The organism is Microlunatus sp. YIM B11417 (assembly GCF_059617205.1).
In genome coordinates, this window is the sequence record NZ_JCAMPJ010000007.1 from 225,678 (window position 1) to 252,409 (window position 26,732).

General features: G+C 70.2%; 27 protein-coding genes and 2 pseudogenes. 17 read left to right on the plus strand and 12 right to left on the minus strand.

Features of this window, described 5'->3' with window-relative positions:
* The first annotated feature begins 133 nt into the window (after positions 1-133).
* Positions 134-1,000 carry a phosphotransferase enzyme family protein gene (locus tag AC6CCG_RS27390; RefSeq protein ID WP_496657936.1) on the plus strand — a complete coding sequence of 289 codons (867 nt, stop codon included), beginning with the start codon at positions 134-136 and terminating at the stop codon, positions 998-1,000.
* Here the strand turns inward: AC6CCG_RS27390 and AC6CCG_RS27395 are convergent.
* Genes AC6CCG_RS27395 through AC6CCG_RS27405 form a run of 3 tightly spaced genes read right to left on the minus strand, consistent with a single transcriptional unit; the run spans position 975 to position 3,433 of the window.
* Entirely contained in the window at positions 975-1,562 is a 588-nt protein-coding gene (locus tag AC6CCG_RS27395; protein ID WP_496657937.1) for a GNAT family N-acetyltransferase, read from the minus strand. The genes AC6CCG_RS27390 and AC6CCG_RS27395 overlap by 26 nt on opposite strands.
* Positions 1,563-1,566: 4 nt before the next feature.
* Positions 1,567-2,130: a GNAT family N-acetyltransferase gene (locus tag AC6CCG_RS27400; protein ID WP_496657938.1), complete on the minus strand. Its 564-nt coding sequence runs from the start codon at positions 2,128-2,130 to the stop codon at positions 1,567-1,569.
* Positions 2,114-3,433, minus strand: coding sequence for a glycosyltransferase (locus tag AC6CCG_RS27405; protein ID WP_496657939.1), 1,320 nt, complete (start codon positions 3,431-3,433; stop codon positions 2,114-2,116). The genes AC6CCG_RS27400 and AC6CCG_RS27405 overlap by 17 nt, the downstream gene beginning before the upstream one ends.
* Positions 3,434-3,509: 76 nt before the next feature.
* On the opposite strand from AC6CCG_RS27405, the gene AC6CCG_RS27410 reads away from it, so the two are divergent.
* The 8 genes and pseudogenes from AC6CCG_RS27410 (at position 3,510) to AC6CCG_RS27445 (ending at position 9,810) form a co-directional block, all read left to right on the plus strand.
* On the plus strand, positions 3,510-4,157 hold the full coding sequence (locus tag AC6CCG_RS27410) for a TetR/AcrR family transcriptional regulator (RefSeq protein ID WP_496657940.1): 648 nt from the start codon (positions 3,510-3,512) through the stop codon (positions 4,155-4,157).
* Between the two features lie 82 nt (positions 4,158-4,239).
* Positions 4,240-4,947 (plus strand): ThuA domain-containing protein, encoded by a 708-nt coding sequence (locus AC6CCG_RS27415; RefSeq protein WP_496657941.1) that lies wholly within the window; start codon positions 4,240-4,242, stop codon positions 4,945-4,947.
* On the plus strand, positions 4,944-6,047 hold the full coding sequence (locus AC6CCG_RS27420) for a Gfo/Idh/MocA family protein (RefSeq protein WP_496657942.1): 1,104 nt from the start codon (positions 4,944-4,946) through the stop codon (positions 6,045-6,047). Before AC6CCG_RS27415 ends, AC6CCG_RS27420 begins: the two co-directional genes overlap by 4 nt.
* 75 nt (positions 6,048-6,122) lie before the next feature.
* Positions 6,123-7,130, plus strand: coding sequence for a hypothetical protein (locus tag AC6CCG_RS27425; RefSeq protein ID WP_496657943.1), 1,008 nt, complete (start codon positions 6,123-6,125; stop codon positions 7,128-7,130).
* 32 nt (positions 7,131-7,162) lie between these two features.
* Complete coding sequence (locus AC6CCG_RS27430) at positions 7,163-7,840, plus strand: hypothetical protein (protein ID WP_496657944.1); 678 nt, start codon at positions 7,163-7,165, stop codon at positions 7,838-7,840.
* 115 nt (positions 7,841-7,955) lie between these two features.
* Positions 7,956-8,548 (plus strand): annotated as a pseudogene (locus AC6CCG_RS27435) (HD domain-containing protein).
* A 48-nt stretch (positions 8,549-8,596) separates the two neighbouring features.
* Positions 8,597-8,995 (plus strand): nuclear transport factor 2 family protein, encoded by a 399-nt coding sequence (locus tag AC6CCG_RS27440; protein WP_496657945.1) that lies wholly within the window; start codon positions 8,597-8,599, stop codon positions 8,993-8,995.
* Positions 8,992-9,810: an MmyB family transcriptional regulator gene (locus AC6CCG_RS27445; RefSeq protein ID WP_496657946.1), complete on the plus strand. Its 819-nt coding sequence runs from the start codon at positions 8,992-8,994 to the stop codon at positions 9,808-9,810. Before AC6CCG_RS27440 ends, AC6CCG_RS27445 begins: the two co-directional genes overlap by 4 nt.
* Here the strand turns inward: AC6CCG_RS27445 and AC6CCG_RS27450 are convergent, their stop codons facing one another.
* Positions 9,811-11,577 (minus strand): alginate lyase family protein, encoded by a 1,767-nt coding sequence (locus AC6CCG_RS27450; protein ID WP_496657947.1) that lies wholly within the window; start codon positions 11,575-11,577, stop codon positions 9,811-9,813.
* Positions 11,578-11,679: 102 nt separating this feature from the next.
* Complete coding sequence (locus tag AC6CCG_RS27455; protein WP_496657948.1) at positions 11,680-12,789, minus strand: LacI family DNA-binding transcriptional regulator; 1,110 nt, start codon at positions 12,787-12,789, stop codon at positions 11,680-11,682.
* Positions 12,790-12,875: 86 nt separating this feature from the next.
* On the opposite strand from AC6CCG_RS27455, the gene AC6CCG_RS27460 reads away from it, so the two are divergent.
* Together AC6CCG_RS27460 and AC6CCG_RS27465 are read left to right on the plus strand one after the other, a co-directional pair.
* Positions 12,876-13,100, plus strand: a complete 225-nt coding sequence (locus AC6CCG_RS27460; protein ID WP_496657949.1) for a DUF433 domain-containing protein — start codon at positions 12,876-12,878, stop codon at positions 13,098-13,100.
* 5 nt (positions 13,101-13,105) lie between these two features.
* Positions 13,106-13,435 carry a DUF5615 family PIN-like protein gene (locus AC6CCG_RS27465; RefSeq protein ID WP_496657950.1) on the plus strand — a complete coding sequence of 110 codons (330 nt, stop codon included), beginning with the start codon at positions 13,106-13,108 and terminating at the stop codon, positions 13,433-13,435.
* Positions 13,436-13,480: 45 nt separating this feature from the next.
* On the opposite strand, the gene AC6CCG_RS27470 is transcribed toward AC6CCG_RS27465, so the two are convergent.
* The gene (locus AC6CCG_RS27470; RefSeq protein ID WP_496657951.1) at positions 13,481-14,245 is read right to left on the minus strand and encodes an SDR family NAD(P)-dependent oxidoreductase; all 765 of its coding nucleotides are present in this window, start codon (positions 14,243-14,245) and stop codon (positions 13,481-13,483) included.
* A gap of 124 nt (positions 14,246-14,369) precedes the next feature.
* On the opposite strand from AC6CCG_RS27470, the gene AC6CCG_RS27475 reads away from it, so the two are divergent.
* Together AC6CCG_RS27475 and AC6CCG_RS27480 are read left to right on the plus strand one after the other, a co-directional pair.
* Positions 14,370-16,913: a hypothetical protein gene (locus AC6CCG_RS27475; RefSeq protein ID WP_496657952.1), complete on the plus strand. Its 2,544-nt coding sequence runs from the start codon at positions 14,370-14,372 to the stop codon at positions 16,911-16,913.
* Positions 16,910-17,356, plus strand: a complete 447-nt coding sequence (locus AC6CCG_RS27480; RefSeq protein WP_496657953.1) for a hypothetical protein — start codon at positions 16,910-16,912, stop codon at positions 17,354-17,356. Before AC6CCG_RS27475 ends, AC6CCG_RS27480 begins: the two co-directional genes overlap by 4 nt.
* 15 nt (positions 17,357-17,371) lie before the next feature.
* Here the strand turns inward: AC6CCG_RS27480 and AC6CCG_RS27485 are convergent, their stop codons facing one another.
* The 4 genes from AC6CCG_RS27485 to AC6CCG_RS27500 form a co-directional block, all read right to left on the minus strand.
* Complete coding sequence (locus tag AC6CCG_RS27485; RefSeq protein WP_496657954.1) at positions 17,372-17,905, minus strand: DinB family protein; 534 nt, start codon at positions 17,903-17,905, stop codon at positions 17,372-17,374.
* A 7-nt stretch (positions 17,906-17,912) separates the two neighbouring features.
* Positions 17,913-18,671 (minus strand): glycosyl hydrolase family 28-related protein, encoded by a 759-nt coding sequence (locus AC6CCG_RS27490; protein WP_496657955.1) that lies wholly within the window; start codon positions 18,669-18,671, stop codon positions 17,913-17,915.
* 19 nt (positions 18,672-18,690) lie between these two features.
* Entirely contained in the window at positions 18,691-20,373 is a 1,683-nt protein-coding gene (locus AC6CCG_RS27495; RefSeq protein ID WP_496657956.1) for an ABC-F family ATP-binding cassette domain-containing protein, read from the minus strand.
* Between the two features lie 600 nt (positions 20,374-20,973).
* The gene (locus AC6CCG_RS27500; RefSeq protein ID WP_496657957.1) at positions 20,974-21,957 is read right to left on the minus strand and encodes a hydroxyacid dehydrogenase; all 984 of its coding nucleotides are present in this window, start codon (positions 21,955-21,957) and stop codon (positions 20,974-20,976) included.
* A 49-nt stretch (positions 21,958-22,006) separates the two neighbouring features.
* Here AC6CCG_RS27500 and trmB point away from each other — a divergent pair, with 49 nt between their 5' ends.
* Genes trmB through AC6CCG_RS27515 form a run of 3 tightly spaced genes read left to right on the plus strand, consistent with a single transcriptional unit; the run spans position 22,007 to position 24,161 of the window.
* Positions 22,007-22,729: a tRNA (guanosine(46)-N7)-methyltransferase TrmB gene (gene trmB, locus AC6CCG_RS27505; RefSeq protein ID WP_496657965.1), complete on the plus strand. Its 723-nt coding sequence runs from the start codon at positions 22,007-22,009 to the stop codon at positions 22,727-22,729.
* Between the two features lie 2 nt (positions 22,730-22,731).
* Positions 22,732-23,556 (plus strand): tRNA pseudouridine(38-40) synthase TruA, encoded by an 825-nt coding sequence (truA, locus tag AC6CCG_RS27510; protein ID WP_496657958.1) that lies wholly within the window; start codon positions 22,732-22,734, stop codon positions 23,554-23,556.
* Positions 23,553-24,161, plus strand: a complete 609-nt coding sequence (locus AC6CCG_RS27515; RefSeq protein WP_496657959.1) for a class I SAM-dependent methyltransferase — start codon at positions 23,553-23,555, stop codon at positions 24,159-24,161. Before truA ends, AC6CCG_RS27515 begins: the two co-directional genes overlap by 4 nt.
* On the opposite strand, the gene AC6CCG_RS27520 is transcribed toward AC6CCG_RS27515, so the two are convergent.
* Together AC6CCG_RS27520 and AC6CCG_RS27525 are read right to left on the minus strand one after the other, a co-directional pair.
* Positions 24,142-25,737, minus strand: a complete 1,596-nt coding sequence (locus tag AC6CCG_RS27520; protein WP_496657960.1) for a hypothetical protein — start codon at positions 25,735-25,737, stop codon at positions 24,142-24,144. The genes AC6CCG_RS27515 and AC6CCG_RS27520 overlap by 20 nt on opposite strands.
* A complete protein-coding gene (locus AC6CCG_RS27525; RefSeq protein WP_496657961.1) occupies positions 25,707-26,477 on the minus strand; it encodes an ABC transporter ATP-binding protein in 771 nt (256 codons plus the stop codon). The genes AC6CCG_RS27520 and AC6CCG_RS27525 overlap by 31 nt, the downstream gene beginning before the upstream one ends.
* 139 nt (positions 26,478-26,616) lie before the next feature.
* Here AC6CCG_RS27525 and AC6CCG_RS27530 point away from each other — a divergent pair.
* Positions 26,617-26,732 (plus strand): annotated as a pseudogene (locus AC6CCG_RS27530) (superoxide dismutase); the annotation flags it as partial.

The window sequence follows — 26,732 nt, forward strand, 5'->3', positions numbered from 1 at the left end:
GCGTCGGGCGGAACTCTCGCCCGACGGTACGCAGTACTACGACGGACCCGACTGGGGCTGGCAGGACCTCTGGCTGACCCCGGATCAGGTCCTCGCCTTCTGTACCGAGGATCGCGGCCTGCCGGCGACCCGGGTGGGTCTGCTGGCCGAGGGATTGCTCAACCAGACCTGGAAGATCGAGTGTTCCGATCATGATCGGGTGCTTCGGGTCGGGCGGTCCGAGCGGACCGCCGAACAGGTCGCGTACGAACTCCCGGTGGTCCGAGCCTGGGCCGAGGCGGCGCCGGTCGTGGTCGCCGCGGAGCATCAGGACGTACCGGTCGTCGATGATCGAGTCCTGACCGTCTTCCCTTACGTGGAAGGCTTCTCCGGCCTCTCGGTGACCAGCGCGGATCGCAGCCGGGCGCTGATCCCGGTCGTCGCGGCGATGCACCGCGTCTCCCTCGGTCTCGGCCTGGAGCAGCGGCCCGGCTTCACCTCGATCGACGAGCAGCCACGCTGGTCGAACTGGGCCGTGGCGCGGCCGGCGGTGCTGGACCGGTTCGGCCGGGGCGCCGACATCCTCGGACCGGTGAGCGTGATCGACCGGGCGATCGAAGAGCTTGATCGACAACTCGACGGCTGGACCGAGTCCGGCCGGCTGGCCGGGCGGGCGCCGATCCACGGGGACCTGAACCCGCGCAACCAGCTCTATCTGGAGGACAGCCTGGTCGCGATCATCGACACCGATGATCTTCGCGTCGACCCGCTGATCTGGGAGGTCGCGAACCTCGCCTACACCGACGAGGACGTGGATCCCGGCCAGGTCTGGCGCGACTACCTGGCCGCGGGCGGACCGCTCGACCCGGCCGACGAAGAACTCCTGCTGCCCTTCGCCCGGCTGGGCGTCCTGGGCGAACTCCGCTGGCTCACCGACGCCGACGGAGCCGCCGTCCACACCGCCGACCGGACCCTGTTCGACCTGGCCGCCGCCGTCACCGGCCGCCCGTCGCGCGACTGATCCACTCCGGCGCGAGGACGGACCAGACCTCGAGGTCGAGGCGTTCGCCGCCCGGGTGCAGATAGACCTGCCGGAGTACGCCCTCGCGCACCATGCCGAGCCGCTTCGCGACGGCGATGCTCGCGGTGTTCCCGACCGCGGCCAGCCACTCCACCCGGTGGATCCCGCGGTCCCGGATGGCCCAGTCGATGATCATCCGGGACGCCCGGGTGACCAGGCCGCGGCCCACCGCCGCCGGCTCCAGCCAGCAACCCGCCTCGGCCGTACCCTGCGGCACGTCCATCACCCGGAACAGCACGCCGCCGACCAGGGTGCCGCCGACCCGGATGCCGTAGATCCGGCCGGTGTCGTCCCGCGCCTTGTCCGCGTACGAGCGCAGGAAGGAGCGGGCGGACTCAAGATCACGAACGGCGTGCGCGAGCCCGATGTAACGGCCGATGAACTCCCGCCCACGGTCCATGTGGGCCAGCAGCTCCTCGGCCTGCCACGGCTCCAGCGGACTCAGTTCGGCATCGTCACCCAGGGACTTCGTGAACAAGGACTCCTCCTGACTCGCGGCCACCCGGTCATTCTCGCCGACCGGACCACTCCAGGAAGATCACGTGCCGGCCGAAGCCGGACAACGCGGACTCGGCACCCGGGTAGGCGGCGACGTCCCGGAAGCCCAGCGAACGATAGAGCGCCTGTGCCTCGGTCATGAAGACCGCCGTCTCCAGCCGGACCCGGCGGTAGCCCAGCTCGCCCGCGGCAGCGAGCAGGTCGGTGAGCAGCCGCCGGGCGATGCCGCGGCTGCGGGCGCCCGGCTGCACGAACATCCGCTTCACCTCGGCAACCTCACCGTCGACCGGCAGCAGGCCGACGACGCCGACCGGCCGCCCGTCCAGTTCGGCGATCAGCAGCCTGCCGCGTGGCCCGAGCAGCTGCGGAATCTCCTCGGCGAACGCGGCGTGGTGCAGGTCGATGGCGGCCGGTTCGAGCGGCACACCAAGCCTGCGCATCTCGGTGTAGCCCCAGCGGACGTACTCGTCCAGCAGCGGGCTGATCCGGGCCTGCGCCTCGCCCGCCTCCCCGGCAGCCCGGACGATCTGCAGCACGGCATCGCCGCCGGCGGCCTCAGGCGTTGACTTCATGATCTTGGCGTAGCACCGGTCGGCCGGTCGCCGCCAGGCGTTCCAGCAGATCGGCCCCTTCCTCGGCCGCGTCGTGCGCGGCCAACTCGGTGCGAACCCGTTCAGCGGCGTCACGGAAGGACGGCTCGGCCAGCACCCGGCGCACCGCGTCGCGGACCCGCTCCTCGCTCGGATGGGTCCGGCCCAACCGCAGACCGACCCCACTCCAGGCGATCCGCGCGGCGATCTCCGCCTTCTCCTCGGTGGTGCCGGCCTGCACGATCGGAACGCCGTTGGCCAACGCCAGAGTGACCCCGGTGTAGCCGCCGTTGGTGACGAACACGCTGGCCCGGCCGAGCAGTTCGTCGTACGGGAGCCACGGTGCGACCTGGCAGTTGGCAGGCAACGGACCATGATCACGTTCCAGCGCGGCGCGGTCCGGTCCGCCGGTGGTGACGATCACCTGGACCGGGTCCGTGGCCAACGCCCGGACCGCCGGCATGATCAACTCCGTCGGGTCGGGCCGCAGGCTGCCCTGGGTCACGTGCACGAGCGGCCGGTCCTCCGGCAGCGTGTCCCACCAGTCCGGCCGCTGCCACGGCACCGGGTCGGGCCGAAGGGCGCCGACCCAGTGGATGTGCCGCGGCAGGTCGGCATGCGGGTACTCGAACGAGGGCGTGCAGCCCTGCAGGTGCAGCATCGGCGACGCCACCCGGTCGAGGGCCGGGACGGGGTCCGGCGGCAGTCCGAGCTCGGCCCGGATCCGCCGGTAGGCCCGCTCGGTCCGGCCGAAGATGATCTTGTCGGCCAGCCCGCTGACGAGCCGGTTGCGGAGCCGCCCCAGGGGTCCGGGCAGCGGCAGCAGTCCCGGCCCGAAGGGCGGTGTGTCGGCGTCGACGTACGGCAGCGGCCCGTCACCGAACGTGGCCCAGCCGATCCCCTCGAGTTCGGCGAGCAGACCGACGCCGAAGCTCAGGCCCTCCGTCAGAAAGGCGTCGACTCGCCGCTCGGCGGTGATCCGGCGCAGATCCGCGACTCGTTGCGGCGCGTGGCCGACGAAGATCTTCTCGAAGCCGAGTCCGATCATGGCCGGGCCCGATCTCCCTTGGAATTCGGGGAAGGCGGCTTCGATGTCCTGGCCGCTGTAGTCCGGCTGGTCGGTGAACCCGATGGGCCGTGCTCCGGTACCGGCGATTCGATCATGGAACGCGCGGCCGGCGTACCAGAGCACGGTGTGGCCGCGTTCGACCAGCCGGGCGGCGATCGGCATCGGGTTGGTGGTGTGGGCCTGGATCGGGATCGAGGCGAAGACGAAGGTGGACATGCGGGCTCCCCTGCGACGGCGGCGTCGCTGCTCATTTAGACTGGAATGACGGTAACATCATTTTAGTTGGAGTCAAATGAATCCGAAGGAACGCCCGTACAGCAGTCCGATCCGCGAGGAGCAGGCCCGGCTCACCAGGCGCCGGATCATCGATGCCGCGCATCGGGCGTTCATCGACCACGGCTATCCGACGACGACGATCGCCGCCGTCGCCCGCGCCGCCGGCGTCTCCGCCCAGACGATCTACAACGCCTTCGGGTCCAAGCCGGCGCTGCTCAAGGCCGTGCACGACATCGTGCTGATCGGCGACGACGAACCGGTACCGATGGCTCAGCGCCCGGACGTGGTCGCGCTCTACCGGCTGACCGACCCGCGCCGCTTCCTGATGGGGTACGCCGCGCTGGGCCGCCGGGTCTCGGAACGGATCGGCCCGCTGATGCTGGCGGTCCGGGCCGGGGCGGCGGCCGGCGACCCGGAGCTCGCCGAGCACCAGGCCACCACCGACGCCGAACGGCTCGCCGGGACCCTGATGGTGGCTCGCCGGGTGAAGGAACTCGGCGGCCTCCGGCGCGGGCTGTCCGTCGAGCTCGCCCGGGACCGGATCTGGACCCTGAACAGCCTGGAGGTCTGGGAGCTGCTGACCGAACGCCGCGGCTGGTCCGGAGACGCGTACCAGAAGTGGGTCGGTGAGGCGATGTGCGCCGCCGTCCTGCCCGTCCCGTGAGCCGGACCTGCGCTGCCGCGGCCGGGTACGGTCTGAAAGGATTCAGGCTGCAGTAGGGACGAGCTGGAGGTGAAGGGGGACGATGAGTACGACTGGGAGACGGACCGCGTTGGTGGTCCGAGGCGGCTGGGACGGGCATGCGCCGGTCCAGGCGACGGACCTCTTCATTCCGCATCTGGTCGAGAACGGCTTCGCCGTCCGGGTCGAGGACTCGCCGGCGATCTACGCCGACACGGACTACCTCGCGGGCGTCGATCTGATCATGCAGTGCGTGACGATGAGCACGATCGAGCGTGATCAACTCGAGGGACTGCGCGGCGCCATCGCGGCCGGCACCGGGTTCGCCGGCTGGCACGGCGGCATCGCGGACTCGTACCGCAACAGCAGCGACTACCTGCACCTGGTCGGCGGCCAGTTCGCCTGCCATCCCGGCAAGCCCGCCGCGGAGCAGGTGCCGGACGACCCGGCCAACAACTTCGTGCCGTACGTGATCAAGATCAAGCCCGAGGCGGCGACGCATCCGATCGTCGCCGGGATCGAGGACTTCGAGCTGGTCACCGAGCAGTACTGGGTGCTGTCCGACGACTACATCGACGTCCTGGCCACCACCACGCAGAAGGTCCGCGACGGCGACCCGTGGCACCGCGAGGTGACCTCGCCCGCGATCTGGACCCGGACCTGGGGCGAGGGCAAGATCTTCGTCGCGACGCCCGGTCACAGCATCGACGTCCTACAGCATCCGTCGGTGCGCACGATCGTCGAACGCGGCCTGCTCTGGGCGGCCCGGTGAACGGCCGCGGACGGGCCCGGGTCGGCCTGATCGGCTGCGGCGCGATCAGCGGCGCCTACCTGGGAACCCTGCCCCGGTTGCGCAATCTCGAGTTGGTCGCCGTTGCCGATCTTGATCCGGAGCGCGCCAAGGCCGCCGCGACCGCCTACCCGGGAGCCCGGCCGCTCGGTGTCGACGAACTGCTCGCCGCGCCCGAGGTCGACCTGGTGCTCAACCTGACCATCCCGGCCGCGCACGCCGAGATCGCCGAGGCCGCGATCGCCGCCGGCAAGAGCGTGTACGGCGAGAAGCCGCTGACCGCGACCGTCGAAGAGGCTCGGCGGGTGCTGGCCGCGGCCGACGCCGCCGGGGTACGGATCGGCAGTGCGCCGGACACCGTGCTCGGCACCGGGACCCAGACCGCCCGGGCGGCGATCGACTCCGGCCTGATCGGGGCGCCGATCGCCGCGACCGCGACGATGGTGACACCGGGCCACGAGCGCTGGCACCCGAATCCCGACTTCTACTACCAGCCGGGCGGCGGGCCGTTGCTCGACATGGGGCCGTACTACCTGAGCTCGTTGATCACGCTGCTCGGCGACGTGGAGTCGGTGATCGGGGCGGGCAGCCGGACCCGGGACAGCCGGGTGATCGGCAGCGGCCCGCGGGCCGGCGAGACGATCGGCGTCACCGTCGACTCGCACGTGACCGGCGTGCTCACGCACTCCTCCGGGGTCCTCTCGACGCTGGTGATGAGCTTCGACTCGGTGGCCAGCCACGCGGCCCGGATCGAGGTGCACGGGGAACTCGGGTCGCTGACCGTACCGGATCCGAACCGGTTCGACGGCGAGGTGGAGCTGCACGGCCTCGCCGACAAGGGCTGGCGGACGCTCGAGGTCTCGGCGGGCTACCGCAACGCCAGCCGAGGGTACGGGCTCGCCGACCTGGTCGCCACGCCCGACGGCACCGAACCGCGGGCCGGCGGCAAGCTGTCCTTCCACGTGCTCGAGGTGATGGAGTCGCTGCTCGCTTCGGCACGGTCGGGCCGGCGGGTGGAGATCCAGTCCCGGGTGGAGCGGCCGGCTCCGGTACCGCTGGGCGACGGGGACTTCACCGGCTGAGGCTCACCCGCCGGGCGGCCGAGTTCCCCCAGCCGGGGGAATCGGCGGCCGTCCGGTCCGGGCGATGCTGAGGGCATGGACAGCACTCTGCTCGCTCGGATCGGCCTGAGCCGAGCCGCGGCAGCGGCCTGCGCGCTCGCCGCCGCCGGGTTCGTCGCGCTGATGATCTTCGACCTCGGCGAGACCGCACCCGGCATGCCGCTCGCGCCCCGTCCGGTCGCCGCCCTCGGCGCCGCCGCGGCGGCGGTGTTGATCTTCCTGATCCGCGGGCGGACCCGGCCGACACTGTTGATCATCGCCCTGGCCGCACTGCTGATCATGGTCGCCGGCAGCGCCGCGGCGATTCCGCACACCGCCTTGATCCTGATCATCATGACGCTCGGCCTGATCACCCAGGTGAGCGGCCCGTTCGTCCTGGACCCACCGGTCGTCACCATGATCACGCATCTGACCACCGCGATCGCCGCGTTCCTCGGCGGCGCCTGGCTGCTCGGTCGCTGGCGGGCGGGCCGCGGGGTCTGCCCGTCCTGCGGCCGGGTCGAGGCCACGGTGCCGCCGAGCCGGTCGCGCCGGGTGCCGATCCTGGCGGCCGTCGCGGTGGTCGGTGCGCTGCCGTACGGGCTGCTCAAGCTGGCCTGGGCCCTGGGGATCCGCGTCGGCCTGCCCGGGCACGGCTTCGACAGCGTGTCGTTCGCCTCGCCCGGTTTCGGTGACACCGCCATGCTGACCGGCCTGTCGATCATCGCCTCGGTGCTGATGGGACTGCGGCTTCGGCAGCGGCTGGTTCGGCTCGGCCTGATCTTCGTCGGCACCATCGGTTCGTTCATGCTGGTCCCGGTCGGCCTGATCGGGGCGGTGATCGGCCTGATCCCGGCGGCGCTGGGCCTGCGGTCGATCGGCGACGCGGAGATCGCCGGCTGGGCGTACGCCCTGGTGTACGCCAGTTTCGCGGTCTGGGGCCTCGGGCTGTGCCTGCTCACCCTCGGCTACGCCCGCACTACCCGGCCGACCTGCCGTTCGCATCGGGCGACAGCGGCGGTCGGCGCTGGCAGGATGGAGCCCGTCGCGCCCAACCCGGCCTGATCAGCCCGGCCGGAGCCGCCGAGGAGGACGCCTTGCCCGACGAGAATCCCGACAGCACCGGTGCCGCCGAGGTGCCGGAGCCGATCCCGCCGGGCGTACGAGCCCAGCTCCTCTCCACCGAACACTGGAGCCTGCTCGCCACCCGCGGCCTGTCCTGGAACGAGAGCTTCAGCCGGGCCAGCTGGTTCATGACCGTGGTCTCGGCGGCCGTCGTGGCGATCGCCCTGGTCGCGGACAGCACCGATTTCGGCACCGGCTTCCGGGTCTTCACGCTGTTGATCATTCCGCTGCTGGTGATCATCGGCCTCGCCACCGTGGTCCGGCTGGTGCAGCTGGACGCGGTCGACGTGGGCCTGGTCGCCGGGATGAACCGGCTCCGCCGCGGTTACCTCGACATCGCCCCGGAGCTCGAACCGTACTTCGTGACCGGGCACCGGGAGGACCTGGCCGGCATCATGCAGACCTACGGCGGCCGGCGGACCAGGATCCCCGCCGTCCAGTACCTGTCCAGCATCGCCCTGCTGGTCAGCGTGATCATCGCCGTTCTCGTCGGCGCCATGATCGGCCTGATCGCCGACACCGCCGGAGCCGGTCTCGCGGCCGCCGTCGTCCTGGGCGTGATCACCGCCGCAGCCGCCCTCGCCGTGATCGTCATCCTGGTGGTCCGCCACGTCCGCCGCTCCTGGCCCGGCCCCACGTCGACGCCATGACCCCCCCCCGCGCCCCCGAGCCCGCGGCCCTACGCCCTCTTCGGTCGTGCTCGGACCACCGCCCGGTTCCACCTCGCGGCTACGCTGACCAGAACCGAGCGATCAACGGAGGATCATGATCAACGACCCTGACGCAGCGGCCGTGGCGAGCTTCGCGTACGAACTCGGCGTGCTGAAGCGGCTGCGTCGCTCCGGCTGGTGGCAGGTCGGGGTCCGGGACCCGGAGTCGGTCTCGGAGCACAGCCTCCGGGTGGCCCAGCTCGCCGCGCTGATCGCCGCGGAGAGGGTGCGGATCCGGCGCGCTCCTCGTACCTCGGAATCTGGCACGACTCTCAGGAGACCCGGATCTGCGATCTGCCGCACTCGGCCCGGACGTATCTTCCGACGATGCCGGACAACGAGCAGATCACCCGTGATCAACTCGCCGAACTCCCGGAGACCCTGGCGAACTCGATCTTGGAGGCGGTGATCGAGTACGAGGCGGCCGAGACGGCGGCCGCGATCTGCGCCCGGGACGCGGACAAGCTCGAATGCCTGATCCAGGCCGTCGAATATCGCCAGGCCGGGCATCAGGACGTCCAGGGCTGGATCGACACCTCCCGCCGTTCGCTGCGCACTCCGTTCGCCGCCCGTGTCGCCGACGCCGCTGTCGACCTGTCGCCGCTGACCTGGCTGAGCCGTCCGGGGCGTGAAGCCGGCCGATCATGAAATCCCGGTTCATAGACTGCTTCAGCACCCGTTGCCAGACTCGACGACATGATCAACAGGAAACAGACCGTGCTGACCGCGATGACGAACCTGATCGGGAAGGCCGACCTGGCTTCGGTCGAGCCGCTCCTCGCACCCGACTTCGTCGACCACAACCGGCAGCTGCCCACCATGTCGCGCGAGGAATGGCTCGCCGCGTTCCGCGTCTTTCCCTTGCAGGACATGCGGATCGACATCGAACTGCTCGCCGCCGAAGGTGACCTCGTGACGATGTTCTCCCGGCGCTGGCTGCCCGACGGTGAGGTGATCGCCGTCGCCGACGTCTTCCGGTTCTCCGGCGACCTGATCACCGAGCACTGGGAAGTGGTGCAGCCGCTCGGCCAGGACGACACGAATCCGCTGCACGGTCTCGGCGCCTACGCCGGAGCCGGCGCGCCGAGTTCATGACGCAGACCGTCGGCTGGCTGCTCCGCTCCTGGCGGCACCGTCGAGGCCTCAGCCAACTCGACCTGGCCATCGCGGCCGACGTCTCCGCCCGGCACGTGAGCCTGGTCGAGACCGGGCGATCGAATCCCAGTGCCGAGATGGTGCTGCGACTCGCGGCCGAACTCGAGGTCCCGCTCCGGGACCGCAACCGGCTGCTCGTGGCGGCCGGGTTCGCGCCCCGCTACTCCCAATGGCCGCTGGACGGCCCCGCCCTGTCAGCCGCCCGGGAGGCGGTGCAGCGCGTGCTGACCGCGCACGAGCCGTATCCGGCCGTCGTCCTCGACCGGCACTGGAACCTCGTGGCCACCAACGAGACCGCGGCCACGGTCCTCGGCGACGCGGTCGGCCGGTCCGCCGAGCCGGCCAACCTGGTCCGGCTGGCGCTGTCCCCCGGCGAGCTGCGGTCCCGGATCGTCAACGTCGCTGAGGTGCGGGCCTTCTTCCGCGCTCGCCTGTCCCGTCAGCTGGCCCGGACCGGAGATCCCGCCATCGAGGAGCTCTACCAGGAGTTCTTCGCCGGGTCCGCGGCCGAGGAACCGGACGCCGCGGCCGAGTTCGACGTCGTCATCCCGATGATCATCCGGCACGAGGGGCACGAGCTCCAGCTGTTCTCCACGATCACCATGTTCGGCACGCCGCAGGACATCACGCTCGAGGAGATCTCCGTCGAGTCGTACTATCCCGCCGACGAACGGACCGCGACGATCCTGCGGTCCCTGGCCCGGGCCCGGCGATCGGCCGAAGTCGATCATGACGCCGGGCCCGGCGGCGAGTGATCAGCCGACCACCCGGATCGAGTCGATCGCCACGGTGCCGGTCGACGTGCCCTGGACCGGATCGACCCGGAGCTGCCGGATCCGGCCGGTCCATTCGGGGTTCTGGCTCAGGTCGATCAGGTACGTCTTGACGTCGGCGTCGTTCGCGGTCACCGTGATCGCCGCCCGTTTGGCACCGTCGATCACCGGGTCGTCGTCGGTGCTGAAGTAGACCACCAGCTGGGTGTCGGCGGTCTGGTTGCGCATCCGTACCTCGACCTTGCCGTAGTCGGCGGTCGGCAGGCCGAGCAGGTCCGGGGTGACGACGCCGGGGTCGTCCTGGTTCACGGTCAGGTTCAGCGAACCGCCGGCCACGGTCGCCGGCGCCTTCCGTACCGTCACGGACTCGAAGTCACCGTCGGTGTCGAAGGTCCAGCTCGACTTCCCGGACGCGGGATAGAGATGCTCGGACAGAGCCAGGTCGTCCACCCCGTCGGTCAGCGGCAGGGTCCAGCCGAACGTCTGGTGATCATCGACGAACCGAGCCCGGTCGAACGACTCGAGGACCGTTCGGGCGTCCCGGTTCTTCCGGTACTCGCGGTGAGCAAGCTCGTACAGGCTCACCAGGTTGTACTCGATCGTGCTGGCGACGTAGTACCCGGTCCGCGCGCCCGGGTCCGCCGTCATCAGGAAGTCGTCGTAGAGCTTGAACGGCAGCGCGAGGTTCTCCCCGCGCGGCCCGACGTAGGCGAACCAGTCCCGGGATCCGTTGTTCTTGGCGATGTCGGCCTGCAGCATCAGTAGTTGCAGGTGCAGGAACGTGTAGTGCAGCCCGTGCCCCTGTGTGGTACGGCTTCGGTCCCAGATCTCACCGGGCTCCGGCAGCGGCGCGCCCGCGGTGTAGGTCGGATCGCCCTTGTAGAGATCGCCGTCCGCCACGCCCCCGCCAAGATCATCGGGCATCACGATCGCGCCGTTGATCAACTCCCGGAGATCCTTGTCGTTCTTCGGCGAATCCAGTTGTTCCTGGATCATCGCGTTGTCACGGAACATGGCGGCAATGGCCAGCAGGCCGAGGTTGTGCGCGGACAGGTGGTTGCTGAAGTAGTTGCCGCCCAGGTACGTGCCAGGCTCACCGCGATAGCGGCAGACGCCGTAGTCGCAGGTGTGCGTCTCGTACCTGAAGATGTTCCGGCTGATCATGGTCGCCTCGGCCATCTTCCGGAACCACTGCTCCATCAGGGTGCGTTCCTGCGCCGGGAGCTCCTTCCAGAGCATCGCGTAGGTGTCGGCGAAGATCGGGATCACCCGTCCGATCACCAGTCCCATCTGGTGCGGGCTCCCCCAGCCCGGGTACTCGCCGTCGATCGCGTCCCGGGCCCAGAGCCGGAGGATCTCCCGGGCCTTGGCGGCATAGCGGTCGTCGCCGGTGATCCGGGCGGCCAGCGCGAGGCTGCGGGCATCCTGCGCCTGGGGGCGGGCCTTGCCGAAGTAGGTCTCGTGGTTGTACGACTGCTCCGGCACGTAGGTCTTGGTCAGCGCCGCGTCGGCGACCGCCTTGGTCTTCAACCACGAGGTGTAGAAGGGTTCCTGGCGTTCGGCGACCCGGCGGATGGCCCGGACGATCTCCCCCTCGGTCGTGAAGATCACCGGCCGTTCCCGACTGGACTCGGTGTCCGCAGTGGCGTACGGCGCTGCCGACAAGATCAACATGGCCGTCGTCAGCAAGCACACCAGGGCGGTCGCGGTCCGGTGCGAACGCAGCCCGACCGGCGAGGACTTCATCATCGATGCCTCCGAATTCTGCCGTGAGGACGGCACTGGTGAGGCGAGCGTGCACCGGGCAGATCATCGAGGACCAGCGACCGGACCGAAACCGGTCAGAACCCGTCAGGTGGACGATCGCACCACCAACCGAGGATGCAGCGCGATCTGTTGCGTCGCATGCGGACCCGGGCCGAGCCGGGCGATCCGGCGCAGGCACAGCATCACGGCCGTGAACCCGACGTCCTCCTTGGCCGGAGCGACGGCGGTCAGCGGCAGTTCCTCGCTGGCCAGCTCGTCGTCGTAGGTGATCACCGCCAGATCCTCCGGGATCCGTACGCCCGCGGCCCGGGCCGCCGCGAGCAGATACAGCGCGGCCTCGTCCGGCTGGCAGACCACGGCCGTCACCTGCTGCGCCTGCAAGGCGGCCAGACCCTCGGTGACCAGCCCGCGGTGATCAGGATGGTCGATCCGGCCGAGCCACGGCAGCCGGTGCTCGACCAGCGTCGCCCCGGCGTCGGCCACGACGGCGCGCAGCCCCTCCAACGCCGGTTCGAAGGTGGGCGAGGCCGGCCAGCCCAGCATCCCGAGGCGCCGATGGTTCCGGTCGAGCAGATGCCGGCCGGCCAGCCGGCCGCCGTGAGCATGATCGGATACGACCGAGTCCACTCCGCGGGCCGCGAACGCCTCCGGAACCCTCCGCTCCACCAGGACCACCGGCCGGTTGACGTCCTGCAGTGCCTCCAGCACCCGGTTGTCGCCGAGCCGGTGCAGATTGGGCGCGATCAGCAGGGCGTCGACCTCGATCTGCAGGAGGGTACGCACGCGTACCTCCTCCTCCAGCTGCGGGTCCGGGGCCTCGCCGAGCACCAGCCGCAGCCCCGTCAGCTCGGCCGCGCGCTGGGCCCCGGCGAGCACCTTGGCCCAGTAGTAGCCGCGCTGCGGAATCAGGAACCCGACGGTGCCGGTGCTGCCCGACCCATGCCCCCGATTGGTCCGCAGTCCCAGGGCGACCGTTCGCAGCTCGTCGACGACCGGCCCGCTCGGCTGCCTGGTCTCGACCGTGGTCGCGCCGCCGTGGATCCGGCGCAGCTCGCCCAGCGCCTCCAGCGCCGCCAGATCCCGCCGGGCCGTCGACTCCGAGCAGCCGAGCCTGGTCATCAGGTCGGCGAGCCGGACCACGCCGTGCAGCCTGAGCAACCTCATGACCTCGCGGTGCCGCTCCCGTACCAACACGGGCTTACTCCATCACGGATCCGACCGCAGCGAGAGCCGCCGTCAAAAAGGATCCCGCACCTCAGGTCCGCGGATATCCTGACAGCATGTCCCAGCTTCAGCGCATCGTCATCGACGCCGACATCGTGCACGGTCGGCCGAGAGTGCGTGGCACCCGCATGCGCGTGAGCGACGTGCTCGCGCTGCTGGCGTCCGGCGCCTCGGAGCAGGAGATCCTGGACGATTATCCGTACCTGACTGCCGACGACATCAGAGCGTGCCTTGAGTACGCCGCCGCGCAAGCCGACCACGCGATCCTCATCGCGTCGTAGTCGACGTGCGGTTCCTCGATGATGCGCAATTGCCGCCGGCGTTGGCTCAGATGCTGTCAGACCGCGACCACCACGCCGAGCATGTCTTTGGCATCGGGCTGGCCGAAGCGCCGGACCGGGACATTTGGCGCTATGCCATCGAACACGGCGCAGTGATCGTCACCAAAGACGAGGACTTTCCGGATATGGTCGCGCTCAGCCCCGATCCGCCGGCAGTCGTCTGGTTACGCGTTGGAAACACCAGACGGCAAGCACTCCTCGACTGGTTCGAGCCACAGGTCAGCACCATCGTCGAATTGCTCGAGACCGGTAACCGGCTGATCGAACTCCGCTGACCGAATTCGGCTGCTCACACCTGCCAGGAAGAGCTTCGGTCAAGATCAGCCGCGGCCCTGCAGGGCTCCGCCGTTGACCTGGAGGATCTGGCCGGTGGTCCAGCCGCCGCCCGGCCCGGCGAGATAACTGACCGCCGCGGCGACCTCGTCGGGCGTTCCGGGGCGGCCGAGCGGGATCTGCGCCAGGCGCGACGACACGACCTCGTCGGTGAGCCGTCCGGCCCAGAACTCAGTGTCGGGGACGAAGCCCGGAGCGATCGCGTTCACGGTGATCTGATCCGCCGCCAGCTCGGTGGCCAGGCCCATCACCCAGGCGTTCAGGGCGCCCTTCGCGGCCCCGTACGCACCCGGACCGCGGAGCCCGGCGATCGAGCTCATCGCGATGATCCGGGCGCCGGGACGGGTCAGCCGGTCCCGCAACGCCTCGGTGAGCAGGACCGACGTGAGCACGTTGAGGTCGAAGATCGTCCGCCAGGCGTCGGCGACACCGTGCAGGCTGGTGGTGTCGCCGTAGGTCGCCCCACCGCCCGCGTTGAGCACCAGGACGTCGACGGTCGGGCCGGCCGCCAACTGTTCGGCCACGGCCGCCACCTGATCCGGATCGGCCAGGTCGGCGGTGGCGGTGGCGACCCGGTCCGCGCCCAGGTCCACGTTGATCCGGTCCGCCGTCTCGGCCAGCACCTCGGCCCGCCTCCCGATGATGGCCACCCCGGCGCCCTCCGCCGCGAGTCGGCGCGCCACCGCGGCCCCGATCCCGGTACCACCGCCGGTCACCACGGCCCTGCGCCCGATCAGTCCGCCCTCAGCCATGGCACGACCGTACTGGTCACGGTCTGGCGACGCCGCGGAGCGTCTGGTTCTATGGTTGCGGGGGCCTGTCGTGCGGTGGGGAGGTGGGGTGAGGGCGGTAAGCAGTCTGCGGTGGGGCCGCTGTTTGAGCGCGCTCCTGGTGGCGTTCGCGTTCGTCGTCCTGGCGAGCGCGACTCCGGCCTGGGCTCTGCCGACCGATCAGGAGGATCCGATCCGGAGCGTCTGCGCGGCGGACGGGACGGCGGACTACCAGTACCTGCCCGTCGAGCGGTGGTCCGGGGCGACCCAGAAGCTGCACATCCGGTCCGGCGGCGGCACCCCGTTCGACTTCGCGCCGTTCCAGCGTGAGTTCCAGGGCGGCGCCTTCGCCTTCGGCGACTTCTTCTACTCGGTCACCACGAAGTTCGTCACCTGGTCGACCGAGTTCTGCCCGCTGCAGTCGATCGGCCTGACCATCGACCAGACCGTGGCCCGCTTCGGCCAGGCCGTCCTGCAGTCGCCGCTGCTGGCCGGCATCGTCGGCCTCGCCGTGATCGGGTTGCTGCTCCGCGGACTGCGGCAGGACCCCGGCTGGCTGCCACGACTGATCGTGAAGATGATCATCGTCGCGATCCTGGTGATCATGATCGTGGGTGCCGGGAGCAGTACCACCGACTCGGCCGGACGCTACAAACCCGGGCAGGGATCCCCTGGCTGGTTCGCGACCATGATCGATCAGGCGATCACCGAGATCGCTGCCGCGCCCGCCGCAGCCCTGGAGGCTCCGTCGGCGTACGACAGCGTCGGGGTCGACCAGGACGAACTGAGCTGCGGCGCGTACGTCAACGCCTTGCGGGAGGGGTACGAAGCGTCGGCCCTGTCCAAGGGTGCCATGATCAAGGCGAAGTCGATCCCGGCCCAGACGGTCTCCAACCTCTGGCAACTCTCCGGCTACCGGGCCTGGTCGGTCGGGCAGTTCGGCCGGGACAATCTGAACGGCCAGAACCGGGTCGCCTGCCGGATGCTGGACGCCAACGCCGGGATCCCGGCTGGACTGGAGGCGTACCCGACCGAGGGCCAGGACGACACACTCCACCGGTCGGCCGCCACCCGGACCACCGTACTGCGACTGGTGACGGAGAACCCCGGCCAGCTCGTCGTCAACACCCGTGCCCCGGCCTGGCGGCCGCTGAACCGGGTCGAGCAGGACAAGGCCTGGATCGCCTGGGCCGCTTGCGTACCCAGGGACGACAAGCTCGCCAACCTGAAGGAGTCGACCGGCTGGCACACCCCGCGGGCGCAGGGCTGGCTGCTGAAGGCCAGCCAGCAGGAGCGTGCCCTGGCCGAGGAGGGCCGCTCGGAGAACTTCGACAAGGCCTGCTTCGAGTTCTTCAACACCGAGGGCGACAAGGTCGCCTCGATCTTCGACTGGGGCGACGGCGACGGCGAGCTGAAGAAGGTCGCCGGCGAGATGCCGCACTCGATCTACGACTTCATCTCCGCCCTCCACGGCACCAACCAGGGCGCCAGCAACTCCGCCCTGATCGGCTACATCCTGTCCGCCCTCGGCGTCGCCGGAGTGTTCGGCACCATGGGCGCGATCATCATGATCGTCAAGGCGGTCGCCGCCTTCATGCTGCTGTCCGCGATCTTCGTCTCGATCATCTGCCTGTTGCCGAACGCCGACAACAATCGCCTGGTCCAGTTCGTCAAGGTCTACGTCGGCCTGTCCCTCACCGCCGCGTTCGCCGTCTTCATCCTCAGCCTGATCACCCTGCTCACCAACGTGATCCTGAACGTGATCAAGGGCTTCACCGGCCCCAACTCGGACATGACCCTGATCCTCGGCGGCCTCGCCCCGGTGATGGCCGCCGTCGCCCTGCATTTCGCCTTCCACAAGGCCGGCATGCCCTCGCCCCTGACCATCAAGGGCGCCATGGCGTGGGGCGGCGCCCTCTCCGGCGGCGCCGGGCTCGGCGCGATCAGGATCGGCACCCAGCAACTCGTCGAAAGCGGCCAGGGAGTCCTGCGCCGCCGCCGCAAGGACGACGACGAGGAGGTCACCGGCAAGGGATCCACGGCCAAGCTCGGCAAACGCAACGCCGAACTGGACACCGAGCAGCCCCTTCCCCGCAAGGCACCGCGGCCCGGCCCCGTCGGCCCCACCCCGTACGACACCCTGCACGACCCCGACGCCACGCCACCAGAGCTGCGCGCAGCGGCCCGGCGCCGGCTGGCCCAGAACAGCATCCGGCTGCCACCGCCCGAAGGCGAAGCGCCCGCCGGCCCCGGCGAGGGGCCGTTGGACGGATCGACCGTCGGGCCGCCCCGCCAGACGGTGCCGCCGGCGAGCTTGGGCTGGGCGGACTCGACCGACTACCACGAGACCTTCCGGCAGGCGTACCCGAGCCGGTCCGATTCGGTGACCGTGGATCACGCGGTCCAGGAGCAGGCCATGATCACTGCTCCGACGGCCGACCTCGCTCCGAACCAGATCCACTCGTTGGAGAATCTGCGCGGCGTCCCGAGGCGTCCGGAGAGCAAGAAGGTGGTCACCGGGCTGCGGAATGAGTGGAATCGCTTCTACCGCAAGAACCCGGAGCCCACGCAGGACCAGCTGCTCAACTACGCCACGAAGCTCGACCAGAAGTACGGCAGTCACTTCGACCCGCAGGTGAGATGGAAATGATCATGGACTACTTCGCCCTCGAGCCCGAGGTCGCGGGCGGGTTCGGCAAGCGTACGATCCTGGACGCGACCGTCCATCCGCCCGTGGTCCAGCACCTCAACTACGAGTTCGGCTGGGGCTACCTCGGCGACGAACTGCTGGAGAACTTCCCCTGCTTCATCGTGACGCAGCGGCTCGCCGACATCCTGGTCCGGTCGGGCCTGGGCAGCTTCTACCTGGACGAGGTCGAGGTGACGTTCACCCCCGATGCCCAGGAAGAGCATGCTGGCAAGCCGTTCCCGCATTTCCTGTGGCTCCGGGTCACCGGAACCGCGGGTCAGGATGATCTTGGCCTGACGGGCAAGGCACAACTCGTGGTCTCCGAACGAGCGCTGCAGGTCCTGCGTGGCGGTGTGATCGACAACTGCGGCATCGAGCCCTACCTGCCCGAGCTGCACGTCTGACGAAACCAGGCGCGATCAGGAACGGGCGCCGGCTCGGCGGAGCATCATCAGTTGGCCCAGTTCGGCGATGTTCTTCGTGTGCTCGACGGTGACCCAGGCGAGTTGATCAAGGCGGGTCCGGCCGGCGTCGCCGGGCCAGGGGAAGGCGCTCGGCAGGGCCAGGTCGGCATCGGTCAGGTCGATCAGCACCGTCGACCAGGCGGTACGGAGCTCGGCGAGCTTGGTCCGGATCCAGTCGGGGTCGGGCTGCCAACCGGTCCCGGAGCGGGCCGGGGCCGGCCAGCCGTGGACGTCGGCGAGGGTGCAGGACCACCACCAGATCAGGTGCCAGCTGAGCCAGGCGATCGTGGGCACCGGGACCGGGTCGGGCTCGCTGTCGGCCCAGTCGGGCTCCCAGGGTCCCGAACCCGACCGGTGCATCGTCCAGTGCGTCGGGGCCGGCACCCAGTCCAGGTCCTCGACCGTCAGGCCGGTCAGGTGATGATCGAGGAGCATCGAGCTCACTTCGAGCTGGAAGGCCAGCGGCGCGGTCGGACTCGTGGGTTCCACGACAGGGTCACCGGCCCGCGATCGACAGGCCGGCGAAGGTGACCGACCCGTTCGGGGCGGCTCCGGACCACAGCAGCGGTACGTCAGCTCCGATGATCAATTCCGCGAACCGCACCTGGTCGGCCGAGCCGTCGCCGAACTCGAGCCCGACGGCGGAATCTCCGATCACCAGGCCGTTGAACGCACAGCGGCGCAGCCGGCCACCGACTCTGACCGCGACCGTGGCCGGCCCGACGTGGCAGTTGCCGATGATCACGTCGCGGGACTCGCCCTCTTGATCATGGGCACGCAGGTCCAGCCCGGTCCCGGCGACCCTGATCCGGCATCCCTCGATCGTCACCCCGCGCGCTCCGGCGATCATGATCCCGGTCCCGGCATCCGCGCCGCCGACAACCCTCGGCCCGCGCAGGTCGATCTCGTCGCAGTCCGCGATCGCCACGGCCGCACCCGGCGCGTCGCCGGCGTCGATCGTTCCGGTCCCGGTGATCGCGATGTTCCGCTGCCCGCGCAGAACGACCAGGTCGCCCGTGTGTTCCGGGTCGGCGATCAGCCGGCTTCCGGGCGCCAGGTGCAGCTCGACGTTCGAACGCAGGTCGACGGACCGGCAGCGGTAGCTTCCGGCCGGCACCAGGACCCTGCCGCCGCCGCCCGCACTCGCCCGGTCGATCGCCAGTTGCAGGGCCTCGGTGTCGTCGACCACCCCGTTGCCGACCGCGCCGTAGTGGCGGACCTCCCAGGCCAGCCGGGTGATGTCGTCGAGTTGCATCGGATCTCCGTTCCCCGCGTCACCGCGCTCGGGCGACCCGTCCTTCGTCCCAGACCGGCTGATCGGCCTCGTACACGCTTCCGTCGGCACCGAAGATGAGGAACCGGTCGAACGCCCGCGCGAACCATCGATCATGGGTGACCGCGATCACCGTACCGTCGAAGACCTCGAGGCCGTGCTCCAGGGCCTCGGCCGAGGAGATGTCGAGGTTGTCCGTCGGCTCGTCGAGCAGCAGCAGGGTGGCCCCGGACAGTTCCAGGATCAGGATCTGGAACCGGGCCTGCTGGCCGCCGGACAGGGTCTCGAACCGTTGCTCGGCCGATCGGGCCAGCTCGTAGCGATCCAGTTTCCGGGCCGCTTCCTCCTGGCCCATCCCGGCTCGATGATCGTCGCCGCGGTGCAGGATCTCGAGCAGCGTCCGGCCGAGATACTCGGGATGGTGGTGCGTCTGGGCGAACCAGCCGGGCCGCACCCGCGCGCCGAGCCGGGCCTTGCCGGTGTGCTCGACCGGGGCGATGTCGAGCGAGGCCACCGGTCGGTGTTCGACGTCGGGATCGCTGCCGCCCAAGGCCAGCAGACGCAGGAAGTGCGACTTGCCGGATCCGTTCGAGCCGAGCACGGCCACCCGGTCGCCGTACCAGATCTCGGCGTCGAACGGCTTCATCAGTCCGGTCAGCTCGAGGTTCTCGACGATCACCGCACGCTTGCCGGTCCGGCCGCCACGCAACCGCATCGAGACGTGCTGGGCCAGCGGGATCGCCTCCGGCGGGCCGGCCTCCTCGAACTTGGCCAGTCGTGTCCTCGCCGCCTGGTAACGCGCCGCCATGTCGGAGTTGTACGCGGCTTTGATCTTGTACAGCTGGACCAGGTCCTTGAGCTTCTGGTGATCTTCGTCCCAGCGCCGCCGCAGCTCCTCGAGCCGGTCGAATCTCGCCTGCCGTGCCTCGGCGAACGTGCCGAACCCGCCGGGATGGACCCAGAGCGAGTTTCCGGCCGCCCCGAGCTCGACCGCGGCGATCGCCGTCGCGGCCTGGGCCAGCAGTTCCCGATCATGGCTGATCAGCAAGATCGTCTTCTGGGTGTTCCGAAGTTGATCTTCGAGCCAGCGCTTTCCCGGCACGTCGAGATAGTTGTCCGGCTCGTCGAGCATCAGCACGTCGTCGGAACCACGCAGCAGCGCCTCCAGGGCGAGCCGCTTCTGCTCGCCGCCGGACAGCGTCCGCACCTCACGCCACCGGGCCCGGTCGTACGGGACCCCGAGCGCCGACGTGCAGCAGGCGTCGAACATCACCTCGGCCTCGTAACCGCCCGCGTCGCCGTAGTCGGCCAACGCCTGCGCGTATTGCAGCTGTACGGCCTCGGAGTCGTCGTCCATCAACGCCAGCTCGAGCCGGTCCACCTCGGCCACCGCCGCCCGCAGCCGGTCCCCAGTCAGCGAGAACAGCAGATCGCGCACCGTACTCTCATCACGGATGCTGCCGATGAACTGCCGCATCACCCCGAGCGTGCCGCTCCGCGTCACAGTCCCCGACGTCGGAGCAAGGTCCCCGGAGATGATCCGCATCAGCGTCGTCTTGCCGGCCCCGTTCGGCCCGACCAGGGCGACCACGGCTCCGTCCCCCACCCGGAACGAGATCTCGTCGAGCAACACCCGCCCATCCGGAAGGTGATACGACACGCGTGCCAACTCAACGTGTCCCATGCCCCGCACCCTAGTTGCAGCGCCCTCCCGAGGCACGCGGTTTACCCCGGACCCGTGGAGCGCCCCGAGCAGGGTTACACCCCACGCACCCTCGGTGGCACGCGCACCTGGAGTGACCGAAATCGAGCGCATTTCGACGGAACCGCCGTCAACCGGCAAGGTTTCGCGCAAGTGCGCTGGATCCCGGTCCGTCGCCGCCCAGCCAGGTCGGCGGCTGCGGTCCGGAATCACGTTCGCGGTGCCGAGACGACTGCCTCCGGACGTCACCGAGCGACGCCGGCGGCGCGCAAGAGCGCGCGAACCGTCGGCGGAGCGGCCGCGGCGTTGACGATCGGCTGCCGCGCGGGCACCGCGGTTGCCCTGCGGACGCCGCAGGAAGTGTGCGGTGTCCGCCGTCCGCGGGCCGCCTGTCCGCAGGACGCCGGGTCTGGGCGCGGCCGCGGACGGCCTGCGGAAGTCCGCGACGTCCAGACCGCGCCAGCACAACTCAGATCACCGCGGGCGGATGGTTGTCCGCGCACAGACCCCCGAACCGCGCCGCGAGACCAAGCACTCCCCCACCCCAAGGCCCTTCGACAGGCTCAGGGCACAGGCCAGAGGTCAGGCGACGCGGGCCAGATCAGCCGCCGTCACCGCATGCTGCAAAGGCGAACCAGCGACGAACCGTTCCACCTCATCCACGGCGGCGGCTCCCATCCGGCCGAGCTCGTTCCCGGCCGAGCCGGCCAGGTGCGGCGTCAGGAAGACGTTCGGCAGCCCGTACAGCACATGGCCGGGCGGCAGGGGCTCCGGGTCGCTGACGTCGAGCATGGCGCGCAGCCGGCCCTTGATCAGTTCCGCCTCCAGTGCCGCCGTCTCGATGATCGACGGCCGGGCGGTGTTGATCAGCGTGGCGCCGTCCGGCAGGGCGGCCAGCACCTCGGCCGAGATCATGTTGGCGGTCGCCGGGATGGACGGGGCATGCAGGCTGAACACGTCGCTGCGCCGGGCCAGCTCGACCAGGTCGTCGATCTTGGTGGCGCCGAGTTCGGCGGCGCGCTCGGCGGTCAGGTACGGGTCGTACACCAGAACGGTCAGGTCGAACGGCTGCAGCAGTTCGATCACGCGGGCCCCGACCAGCGACGCGCCGACGATTCCGACGGTCCTGCCGTAGTTGCCGATCTCCGGGCCGCGGTCGGTCCGCACCTGGTCGGTCGTGTACGCCCGCGAGATCCCGATCACGTCCTTGCCGGCGAACAGGATCGCCGCGAGGGTGAACTCGGCGACCGGCACGGCGTTGGCGTGAGCGGCACTGGACACCTGCAGCTCGCGCTGCCAGGCAGCGTCCGGAAGCATCGAGCGGACCGAGCCGGCCGCGTGGATCACACCGCGCAGCCGCGGCAACCGCTCCAGCGCGGCGGCGTCCAGGACCGGGGCGCCCCAGCCGGTGATCGCCAGCTCCACGTCCGCCGGGGCGTCCTGCCAGTCGCGGATCACCAGGTCGGGGTCAAGGTCGAGCAGTTCGGTCAGCCGCCCCAGCCGGTCGGCGTCGAAGAACCGCCGCTCCAGCCCCGGGTTCATCGCGAAAACGGCCTTCGGCGCCATGGAGCTCCTCCCCTGCCGCTCTACTGGGCGGTTGGTACATTGCGTGATCATGGTAGGCCAGCGCTCAGGGACGGTTCGCCGCGGGATCGTGTCCTTCGTCCGCCGCGGCGGACGGATCACCGTGGCCCAGCAGAGGAATCTGGACCGGTTCCGGGAGCGCTGGGTGATCGACGTGCCCCCGCCGCCGGTGCCGGAGAACCCCGCGGCCGAGCAGCCGCTCGACCTGACCGGGATCTTCGGGCGCGAGGCGCCGCTGATCATCGAGATCGGTCCCGGGATGGGCGAATCGCTGGTCCCGATGGCGGCCGCCCGGCCGGAGGCGAACGTCATCGCCTTCGAGGTGTACACCCCCTCGGTGGGTTCGATCCTCGGCAAGATCGCCGACGCCGGGATCGAGAACCTGCGGGTCGCCGAGACGGATGCGGCGGAGGGTCTGCGCCGCCTGCTGCCGCCCGAGTCGATCGACCGGTTGTGGACCTTCTTCCCCGATCCGTGGCCGAAGAAGAAGCATCACAAGCGCCGGTTGGTCAGCCGGCCGTTCGCCGATCTGGTGGCGAGCCGGATGAAGCGGCACGGGGTCTGGCGGCTGGCCACCGACTGGGAGGACTACGCCGGGCAGATGCGCGAGGTCCTCGATGATCATCCGCGGTTCGTCAACGAGTTCCGCGAGGGCTGGGCGCCGCGCTGGGTGCAACGGCCGATGACCCGGTTCGAGGAGCGCGGGATCGCCGCCGGGCGGCACATCTTCGACCTCTCCTATCGCCGTCGTTGATCATGACGGACGACGTTCCGGTACGGCTCCGGCTCGATCTCGCCTACCACGGCGCGAACTTCGCCGGCTGGGCCGACCAGCCCGGCCTGCGGACCGTGCAGGGCGAGCTGGAGCGCTGGATCGCGGCGGTGCTGCGGCTGCCGGAGCCGGCCCGGGTGGTCTGTGCCGGCCGGACCGACGCCGGCGTGCACGCACGCGGCCAGGTGGTTCATGTCGATCTTGCCGCCGAGGTGGCCGGCGACGGTACGACGCTGCTCCGCCGGCTGAACCGGGCGCTGCCCGATGATCTTGTCGTCCGTACGGTACGGCCGGCGCCGCCGGGCTTCGACGCCCGGTTCGCGGCAGACTGGCGGCGCTACAGCTACCGGATCGTCGACGGAGCGATCCGGCCCGACCCGCTGATCCGGGACGTCGTCGCGCACGTCCGCGAACCGATCGACCTCGACCGGCTCAACACCGCGGCCGCGACGCTGCTCGGGCTGCGCGACTTCGGCGCCTTCTGCCGCCGCCGCGAGGGCGCGACGACGATCCGTACCCTGCTCGACTTCGCGGGCCGGCGCCACGACGGCGGCCTGATCGAGTTGACCGTGCGCGCGGACGCGTTCTGCCACTCGATGGTCCGTTCCCTGGTCGGTGCCGTCGTCGCGGTGGGCACCGGACGCCGCGATCTCGCTTGGCTGCAAGGGATCGCGGACACCCCGGTCCGGGATTCGTCGGTCCAGGTGATGCCTGCCCACGGGCTCACGCTGGAGCAGGTGCACTACCCGCCCGATGATCGACTCGCCGCTCGCGTCGCCGAGGCCCGCAGCACGAGGTCGCTGCCATGACCCAAGATCACTATTTCGAACGGGAGCCGGCCACGCCGGAGAAGCGGCGCCGGATCACCGCTCGGATCGGTGATCGGGAGCTGTCCTTCAGCACGGCGAACGGCGTCTTCTCGGCCGACGGTCTTGATCATGCGACGGCGCTGCTGCTGCGTACCTTCGAGCCGCCGGCCGGAGCTCGGCGGCTGCTCGATCTCGGCTGCGGCTGGGGGCCGATCGCGATCACGCTGGCCCTGGCCCTCCCGGAGGCGCGGATCGACGCGGTGGACAGCAACGACCGGGCGCTGCGGCTCTGCCGGGACAACGCGGCCGAGCACGGCGTGGCCGACCGGATCACCACCCTGCGACCGGATCAGGCCGACCCGTCCGTCCGGTACGACGAGTTGTGGTCCAATCCACCGATCCGGATCGGCAAGGAGGCGGTCCACGCGCTGCTGTCGACCTGGCTGCCGCGGCTGGCGCCGGACGGGGTGGCCCGGCTGGTGGTCGGCAAGAACCTCGGCGCCGACTCGCTGCAGCGGTGGCTGGTCGAGCAGGGTTACCGGTGCGACCGGGTGGCCAGTGCGAAGGGGTTCCGGCTGTTCGCCGTCACCCGGCCCGCTCGCTGACCGCGGCCATCACCTCGGGCCAGCGGCGTTCCAGGGTACGGCCGCCGAGCCGGATGCCGTACCGGAGCACGACGAGGCCGCCGACGATCCCGACGACCAGCGCGAGCGCGGCGAGCCAGCCGACCCAGAACGACCCGATCACCAGCGCGATCAACGGCAGCCCGAGCCCGATCGACAGGCCGGACGAGACCAGGAACGACAGCAGCGCCGGCAACCCGCCGCTGTTGCCCTTCTGGAACGGGCTGCTGCCGGGCGGCGGCGCCGGCCACTGCCAGAGCGCACCGACGAACGACCCGACCCCGAAGCCGATCAACGTCAACCCGACCACCAGCGCCAGGACCTGGGTGGTGAGATGCCATTGGCCGCTGATCGCCAGCGAGACCACGGTGACCGCGAGCAGCAGCGGTCCGAGCAGGGTGAGGCCCGAGTAGACCCGGCCGGCCCGATCATCGGCACCGGACAGGCCGCCGACGATGTGCAGCCAGATCGCCGAGCCGTCGTAGGAGAGATCCTGGGCCACGCTGACCGAGACGAACAGGCCGAGCAGCACGGGCGCGAACGCGATCAACGGCCGGCTGGCCACGTTCGGGTTCGCGATCTGGGTGGCGATGAGGGCCAGCGGCAAGATCAGGAAGCCCGCGATCCCTGCGATGTAACGGGGGTCGCGGCGCCAGTAGATCAGGGTACGAAAACCGACCCCGCCCGACGGGGTCGCCGGGTAGAGCCGTTCCACGAGCCGGCCCTGCTTCACCTTGCGCGCCTCGCCGCCGCCCTCGATCGGCTCCACCAGCCGCTTGGCCAGGAAGTGCCGCCAGACCAGCCAGAGTCCGATGATCATGGCCAGGCCGAGCAGCAGCTTGATCGCCGCGACCGCGTACCCGCCGCGACCGACCTCCGCCGGCACCGACCAGAGCCAGCCGACCGGCAGCCAGCCGGCCACCTCGGCGCTGTCGCCGAGCACCGCCCGGAGTTGATCAAGGCCGGCGCCGGCGAGCCCGCCGGACAGGTTGCCGAGCACGGCGCTGCCGGCCCCGAAGACCGCCAGCAGCACGAAGGCGAGATCGCGGAACCGGCGCGAGGACAGGAACCGGGCGAAGACGGTGGTCGCGGTCCGGGCCAGCAGGAAGCAGCTGGCCACGCCGAACGGTACGACGAGGACCGCCGCGACCGTCGACACCGGGTCACGGGTGTAGCCGATGATCATGGCCAGCGCGACCAGGGTGGTGGCGACGCCGGGGATCCCGATCAGCCCGGCGATCAACAGGCCGGGCTGCAGTTCCCGGGCCCGTACCGGCAGCAGCGCGAACTTGGCCGGGTCGACGGTCTCGTCGACGCCGAACACGAGCAGCGAGAAGAACAGCCAGCCGCCGGTCAGCAGGGCGAAGGCGAGCACCAGGACGTCGGCCGCGATGTCGGCCGGCGCCCAGAGCCGGAGCGCGACGATCCCGAAGATCGCCCCGGCCACCAGGCCGAGTCCGTACACGCCGCCGATGATCATGCCGACGGTGCGCCAGATGCTGCGCCGCAGGCTGTTCTTCAGCAGGGTCAGTTTGAGTCGGACGACGATTGCAACCATGCCAGCCCTCCCTCCGCGCCGGCCTGGAACCCGACCAGCTCGAGGAAGCGCTGCTGCAGCGTCGATCCGGCCCGGACGTCGTCAAGTGTCCCGGCCGCGAGCACCCGGCCCTGAGCCACGACGGCCAGCTCGTCGCAGAGGCTCTCCACCAGCTCCATCACGTGGCTGGACAGCACCACCGTGCCGCCACCGCGGACGAAGTCGCGCAGGATCGAGCGGATCGTCTCGCCCGATACCGGGTCGACCGCCTCGAACGGTTCGTCCAAGATCAACAGTCGCGGCGCGTGGATCAGCGCGCAGGCCAGGCCGATCTTCTTGGTCATGCCGGCCGAATACTCGACCACCAGCGTGTCGCGGTCGTCGGCCAGTCCGAGCGCCGCGAGCAGTTCGGCGCTGCGGGCCTCGATGTCGGGCAGCGGGACCCGGCGGATCAACCCGACGTAGCGAAGCAGTTCACCGCCGCTGAGCCGGTCGAAGAGCCGGAGCCCGTCCGGCAACACGCCCATCAGCTCCTTGGCCCGGACCGGATCGGACCACACGTCGTGATCGAGCACGGAGGCCGTCCCCGCGTCGGGGCGGAGCAGGCCGGTCGCCATCGACAGGGTGGTCGTCTTGCCGGCCCCGTTCGGTCCGACCAGGCCGAACATGCAGCCCTGCCGTACCTCGAGTTGGAGGTCGTCGACGGCCCGTTTCTGGCCGAAGTTCTTGCGCAACCCTCGCAGCGACATGGCCGAGATCATGGAGCCAGTGTCCTGCACCGGGCTGCCACCGCGTCGCACCGGGTTGCGCGCGCCGCGCCGCGTTGGCCCTTGATCGGGCCCGAAAGGGCGAGCGTAGGATGTCAAGTCGAGTTCGTTGAACCTGCGAAAGGAATGCGCTGTGCCTGCTTATGAGCTTCCTGATCTTCCCTACGACTACGCCGCGCTGGAACCCCACATCTCCGGCACGATCATGGAACTCCACCACGACAAACACCACGCCACCTACGTCAAGGG

Coding starts and splice junctions, on each gene's coding strand:
- AC6CCG_RS27400 (WP_496657938.1), bottom strand. CDS start 2,130: ATGAAGTCAACGCCTGAGGCCGCCGGCGGCGATGCCGTGCTGCAGATC.
- AC6CCG_RS27405 (WP_496657939.1), bottom strand. CDS start 3,433: ATGTCCACCTTCGTCTTCGCCTCGATCCCGATCCAGGCCCACACCACC.
- AC6CCG_RS27410 (WP_496657940.1), top strand. CDS start 3,510: ATGAATCCGAAGGAACGCCCGTACAGCAGTCCGATCCGCGAGGAGCAG.
- AC6CCG_RS27415 (WP_496657941.1), top strand. CDS start 4,240: ATGAGTACGACTGGGAGACGGACCGCGTTGGTGGTCCGAGGCGGCTGG.
- AC6CCG_RS27425 (WP_496657943.1), top strand. CDS start 6,123: ATGGACAGCACTCTGCTCGCTCGGATCGGCCTGAGCCGAGCCGCGGCA.
- AC6CCG_RS27440 (WP_496657945.1), top strand. CDS start 8,597: ATGATCAACAGGAAACAGACCGTGCTGACCGCGATGACGAACCTGATC.
- AC6CCG_RS27445 (WP_496657946.1), top strand. CDS start 8,992: ATGACGCAGACCGTCGGCTGGCTGCTCCGCTCCTGGCGGCACCGTCGA.
- AC6CCG_RS27450 (WP_496657947.1), bottom strand. CDS start 11,577: ATGATGAAGTCCTCGCCGGTCGGGCTGCGTTCGCACCGGACCGCGACC.
- AC6CCG_RS27460 (WP_496657949.1), top strand. CDS start 12,876: ATGTCCCAGCTTCAGCGCATCGTCATCGACGCCGACATCGTGCACGGT.
- AC6CCG_RS27470 (WP_496657951.1), bottom strand. CDS start 14,245: ATGGCTGAGGGCGGACTGATCGGGCGCAGGGCCGTGGTGACCGGCGGT.
- AC6CCG_RS27480 (WP_496657953.1), top strand. CDS start 16,910: ATGATCATGGACTACTTCGCCCTCGAGCCCGAGGTCGCGGGCGGGTTC.
- AC6CCG_RS27490 (WP_496657955.1), bottom strand. CDS start 18,671: ATGCAACTCGACGACATCACCCGGCTGGCCTGGGAGGTCCGCCACTAC.
- AC6CCG_RS27495 (WP_496657956.1), bottom strand. CDS start 20,373: ATGGGACACGTTGAGTTGGCACGCGTGTCGTATCACCTTCCGGATGGG.
- AC6CCG_RS27500 (WP_496657957.1), bottom strand. CDS start 21,957: ATGGCGCCGAAGGCCGTTTTCGCGATGAACCCGGGGCTGGAGCGGCGG.
- trmB (WP_496657965.1), top strand. CDS start 22,007: ATGGTAGGCCAGCGCTCAGGGACGGTTCGCCGCGGGATCGTGTCCTTC.
- truA (WP_496657958.1), top strand. CDS start 22,732: ATGACGGACGACGTTCCGGTACGGCTCCGGCTCGATCTCGCCTACCAC.
- AC6CCG_RS27515 (WP_496657959.1), top strand. CDS start 23,553: ATGACCCAAGATCACTATTTCGAACGGGAGCCGGCCACGCCGGAGAAG.
- AC6CCG_RS27520 (WP_496657960.1), bottom strand. CDS start 25,737: ATGGTTGCAATCGTCGTCCGACTCAAACTGACCCTGCTGAAGAACAGC.
- AC6CCG_RS27525 (WP_496657961.1), bottom strand. CDS start 26,477: ATGATCTCGGCCATGTCGCTGCGAGGGTTGCGCAAGAACTTCGGCCAG.